This is a genomic window from Streptomyces sp. SID14478, assembly GCF_010548525.1.
In the GTDB taxonomy this organism is placed as follows: domain Bacteria; phylum Actinomycetota; class Actinomycetes; order Streptomycetales; family Streptomycetaceae; genus Streptomyces.
The window spans coordinates 1-4,802 of sequence record NZ_JAAGMG010001148.1; the positions used below are offsets into that span (position 1 = coordinate 1).

General features: G+C 72.6%; 5 protein-coding genes. 3 read left to right on the forward strand and 2 right to left on the reverse strand.

All coding sequences use genetic code 11. The features are described 5' to 3' along the window. Together G3I40_RS47660 and G3I40_RS36885 are read left to right on the forward strand one after the other, a co-directional pair. A partial coding sequence (locus G3I40_RS47660; protein WP_164559189.1) for a response regulator transcription factor occupies positions 1–682 on the forward strand: 682 nt, incomplete at its 5' end. A 65-nt stretch (positions 683–747) separates the two neighbouring features. Beyond that, positions 748–1,038, forward strand: a complete 291-nt coding sequence (locus tag G3I40_RS36885) for a DUF6191 domain-containing protein (RefSeq protein WP_164559188.1) — start codon at positions 748–750, stop codon at positions 1,036–1,038. A gap of 29 nt (positions 1,039–1,067) precedes the next feature. On the opposite strand, the gene G3I40_RS36890 is transcribed toward G3I40_RS36885, so the two are convergent. Beyond that, the gene (locus tag G3I40_RS36890; RefSeq protein WP_343245136.1) at positions 1,068–2,240 is read right to left on the reverse strand and encodes a PQQ-dependent sugar dehydrogenase; all 1,173 of its coding nucleotides are present in this window, start codon (positions 2,238–2,240) and stop codon (positions 1,068–1,070) included. A 122-nt stretch (positions 2,241–2,362) separates the two neighbouring features. Further along, entirely contained in the window at positions 2,363–3,364 is a 1,002-nt protein-coding gene (locus G3I40_RS36895; protein WP_164559190.1) for an aldo/keto reductase, read from the reverse strand. 97 nt (positions 3,365–3,461) lie between these two features. Between G3I40_RS36895 and G3I40_RS36900 the strand changes: the two genes are divergently transcribed. Continuing rightward, positions 3,462–4,400, forward strand: a complete 939-nt coding sequence (locus tag G3I40_RS36900) for a 2-hydroxyacid dehydrogenase (RefSeq protein ID WP_164559191.1) — start codon at positions 3,462–3,464, stop codon at positions 4,398–4,400. The last annotated feature ends 402 nt before the right edge of the window (positions 4,401–4,802 follow it).

The window sequence follows — 4,802 nt, forward strand, 5'->3', positions numbered from 1 at the left end:
CCTGCCCGCCGCCGACGCCGGACGGGCCGAGGCGCTCGCCCGCATCCGCGACGCCGCCAAGCACCAGCCCACCTCGGTACCGGTCTGGCTCGCCCACGAGCAGTGGGTCCGCACCGAACTCCTGCGCGCCGAGGGCCGCGACACCCCCGAGGACTGGTCCGCCACCGTCACCGCCCTCGAACCCCTCGACCGGCCCTACGACCTTGCCCGCGCCCGCCTCCGCCTCGCCGAGTCCCTCCTCGTCTCCTCCGCCACGGCCGGCGGCCCCACCGAGGACGACCGGGACCGCGCCACGGAACTGCTCCGCCTCGTCTCGGCCGTCGCCGACCACCTCGGCGCCCGCCCGCTCACCGAGTCCGTCGCCCTGCTCGCCCAGCGCGCCAGGCTCAGCCTCACCCGCGACGTGCCGCGCCGGGACGCCCCGGCCGACCCCGCCGAGGAGTTCGGCCTCACCAGCCGCGAACGGGACGTCCTGCGCCTGGTCGCCGTCGGCCGCAGCAACCGGCAGATCGCCGAGGAACTCTTCATCTCCCCGAAGACCGCCAGCGTCCACGTCTCCAACATCCTCGCCAAGCTGGGCGTCGCGGGCCGTGGCGAGGCGGCGGCCCTGGCCCACCGGCTGCGCCTCTTCCCCGACCAGCCGGTGCTCGTCGCCCCGCCCGGCGCCGGCACCACGGGCTGACCCGTCTGCCGGGCGCTCCCGTACGCTGAAAGGGAGGCTCGGCAGCCACACCACCGGGAGATGCTGTGTTCAACATGTTCGAGGAGTTGTTCTCACCCGGTCGCAAGCACACCAACGACGAGCGCAAGCGCCTGGAGCTGACCCGCGTCGACCTGAACGACGGCGACCCCGGCCGCGGACCGATAGACCTCACCTCCGGCAAGGTGGTGGTCCGCCGCCCCGACCGGACCGATCCGCAGCCCGAGTCGGAGCCCGAGCGCGAGTCGGAGCCCGAGCCCGCGGATTCTGAGGCTGCGGATTCCGAGGCTCCGGAGAACTCCGACGGCCCCCAGGACGCGGCGCCACCGCGCGACTGACTGTTGCCCGCCTCCCGGCCGGCCCGACCTCAGCTCACCTTCAGCTCCAGAATCCGGTCGTCCCCCTTCCCCGGCGTGCCCCGTGTGTCCGTCTCGCTCGTGACCAGCCACATCTTGTCGCCGCCCGCGGAGACCACGGTGCGCAGCCGCCCGTACTTCCCCTGCAGGAACGCCTGCGGCGGGTGTGCCGTCTTGGTGCCGTCCAGCGGGATGCGCCACAGCCGCTCGCCCCGCAGCCCCGCCATCCAGATCGAACCCTCCGCGTAGGCGATGCCGCTGGGGGAGGCGTCCGCGGTGTGCCACTGGGCGATCGGGTCGTGGTACTTGGAGTCGTCGCCCTTGCCCTCGGCGTCGGGCCAGCCGTAGTTGTCACCCGCCACGATGTTGTTCAGTTCGTCCCAGTCGTCCTGGCCGAACTCCGAGGCCCACAGGCGCTTGTCCTTGTCCCAGGCCAGGCCCTGCACATTGCGGTGCCCGACCGTGTACACCGGGGAGTCGCCGAACGGATTGCCCGGTGCCGGGGCGCCGTCCGGGGTCATGCGCAGGATCTTGCCGCCCATGGACTTCTTGTCCTGCGCCAATTCGGTGTGGTACGTCTCGCCGGTCCCCGCGTACAGCAGTCCGTCGGGGCCGAAGGCGATCCGTCCGCCGTTGTGGTTCGTGCCCTTGGGGATGCCCTTGAACACCGTGTCCGGCGCGCCCAGCTGTTCCCCGGCGGGCTTCTTCTCGTCGTACAGCATGCGCGCGATGCGGTTGTCCGACTCCGTGGTGAAGTACGCGTAGACCATGTGGTCCGAGGCGTATGACGGGGACAGCGCGAGCCCCAGGAGGCCGCCCTCGCCGGCCGGGGCGACCCCGGGCACCGACCCCAGCTCGGTCTTCTTCCCGGTCTTCGCGTCGACCCGGGTGATCGTCCCCTCGTCCCGGGAGGAGACCAGCAGGTCCCCCTCCGGCAGCGGGGCGAGCCCCCACGGCGACTTGAGGTTCTCGGTGAGCGTGCGCACGACGGACACCGAGCCCTTCGCCGCCGGGGCGTCGCCCGACTTCGGCCCCGAGGATCCGCCGCCCGGGTCGCTCGCACCCGACGCGGACGTCGTGTCTTTGCTCGGCTGCCCGTCATCGCCGGACGAGCACCCCGCTGTGAACAGGAGCGCGGTACAGGCAGCCACGGCCAACGCGGGCCGCACAGCTTGACGTTGCACGATCAGGATCCCTTCGACGCGACGGTTCTACCGTTCATACACCGCCCGCGCCGTGCAGGTTCCCGATCTCTGCCGTCGGAACCGGCCCGGCCCCAGCGCGTCGCCCGGCCGCCGCAGGGCCGTCAGTCCCAGGAGCCCTGCGCCGCGGGCAGCTGCCCGATCTCCGCCAGGTCCGCGTCCGTCAGCTCCAGTGCGGCCGCGGCCGCGTTCTGCGCCGCCCACCGCTCGTGCTTGGCACCGGGCACCGGCACCACGCTCCGGCCCTGCGCGAGCACCCAGGCCAGCGCCACCTGCGCCGGCGTCACGTCCTCGCCGTGGCGCGCCGCGACCCGCCGCAGGCCCACCACGATCGGCTGGTTCGCGGCCATCATCTCCGCGGTGAACCGGGGGTGACGGGCCCGCACGTCGTCCGGCTCGAAGCCCTGGCCCGGGGTCAGCGTGCCCGTCAGGAACCCGTTGCCCAGCGGCATGGCCGCCAGGAATCCGACCCCGCGCGTCGCGCACCACGGCAGCAGCGCGCCCAGCGCCTCCGGCGACCACACCGACAGCTCGGCCATCACCGAACTCACCGGGAACACCTGCTGGACCCGATCCAACTGCCGGATCGTTCCGGCATGCAGCTCGGAGCGCCCGTCGCGGCGCGCGGCCCGCGCGCCCACCGCGCACAGTCCGAGCGAGCGCACCTTGCCGGCGCCCACCAGCTCCGCCATCGCGCCCCAGGTCTCCTCGACGGGGACCTCGGGGTCGGCCCGGTGCAGCTGGTACAGGTCGATGACGTCCGTCTGCAGGCGGCGCAGGGACGCGTCGCAGGCCCGCTTCACGTAACCGGGGCGGCCGTTGGCGACGATGTGCTGCTCCCCGACGAGCAGCCCCACCTTCGTCGAGACGAACGCGTCCGCCCGCCGCTCCTTGAGGACCCGGCCGAGCAGCAGCTCGTTGGTGAACGGCCCGTACATGTCGGCGGTGTCGACGAGTGAGCACCCCCGGTCCAACGCGGCGTGCACGGTGCGCAGGGACTCCTCGCCGCGCTGCCGTGATCCGGTGTACGCCCAGCTCATCGGCATGCAGCCGAGGCCGACCGCACCCACCTCGAGCGCCGCCGCCCCGATCGCCTTGCGCTCCACCTGCTCGTGACCCTCCCTGCGGCCCTCGCCGGCCCGCTCTCCCTGAGGTCCCCAACCTAACCTCTGCACGTCGGGCGCCTGACATAGCCTCCTGACCATGACTGGTGATGTATGGCTGCCCTTCCGCGCCGACGAGGTCCCCGGCCTTCCAGAAGGCCTCGACTACCGCTTCTGGGACGGTGGGGCGGACTTTCCCGCCGACCCGGCCGACTGCGCGTACTACGTCGTCCCCTACATGAAGGGCGCCGAGATCGGTGTGCGCCCCCTGTCGCAGATGCCGTCCCTGCAAGTGGTGCAGACTCTTTCCGCGGGCGTCGACCACGTCCAGGGCGGGCTCAAGTACCTGCGCCCCGGCGTCCAGTTGTGCAACGCACGTGGTGTGCACGACGCGAGCACCGCCGAACTCGCCCTCACCCTGATCCTCGCCTCGCTGCGCGGTATCCCCGACTTCGTACGGGGACAGGACCGGGGGGAGTGGCGTTCCGGGTTCCGGCCGGCGCTCGCCGACAAGAACGTCCTCATCGTGGGATACGGAGCCATCGGCTCGGCCATCGAGGACCGGCTCGTCCCCTTCGAGGTCGCGCGGGTGGCGCGCGTCGCGCGCTCCGCACGCACGACGGAGCGCGGGCCCGTGCACCCGCTCACCGACCTGCCCGATCTGCTGCCCCAGGCGGACGTCGTCGTCATGGTCACCCCGCTCACCGAGGACACCCGCGGCCTCGTGAACGCGGAGTTCCTCGCCCGTCTCCAGGACGGCGCACTCCTGGTGAACGTCAGCCGGGGTCCCGTCGTCGACACCAAAGCGCTCCTCACGGAGCTCGAGAGCGGCCGGATCACCGCCGCCCTGGACGTCACCGATCCCGAACCGCTGCCCCAGGAGCACCCGTTGTGGCAGGCTCCGGGAGTGCTCATTTCTCCGCACGTGGGTGGCCCCACATCCGCCTTCATGCCACGCGCCAAGCGGCTCCTCGCCGCCCAGCTGACCCGGTTCGCCGCCGGGCAGCCGCTCGACAACGTCGTGCTCACCATCAGCTGACCGACGTCAAGCCGGCCCCACGGACAACTCCCGTGCGGCCGCCCGCCGTCGGGCGCGCACGCTCCGCGCCCGTCCGGCTGCACCGCGTGCCCGCATCACCGCTGGTCGTCACGGAGAGTAGAGAGACTATGTCCCTGAGTGACGAGTCTGGTGTATCGTCCCGACTGGGGCAGCGCCGCTCGACATGCGGCGCCGGGGATGAATGACGGACTGCGAGGGGGGCGACGGGCGATGCACGGCCTATGGGCGAACGATCCGACGCGGCGGGGCCGCCGACGGCGACCCTCGCGCGCACCGATGCGCGGACGAAGTCCGGACCGCCGCAGGACCCCTGCGCACCGCAGCGGCCCCCGTGGCGGCCGCAGAAGGCATCCTGGCGCCGGGCACGGCGAGCGGGACGCC

Excerpts from the sequence above, each read along its gene's own strand:
- G3I40_RS36900 (WP_164559191.1), top strand. The coding sequence starts at position 3,462 with ATGACTGGTGATGTATGGCTGCCCTTCCGCGCCGACGAGGTCCCCGGC.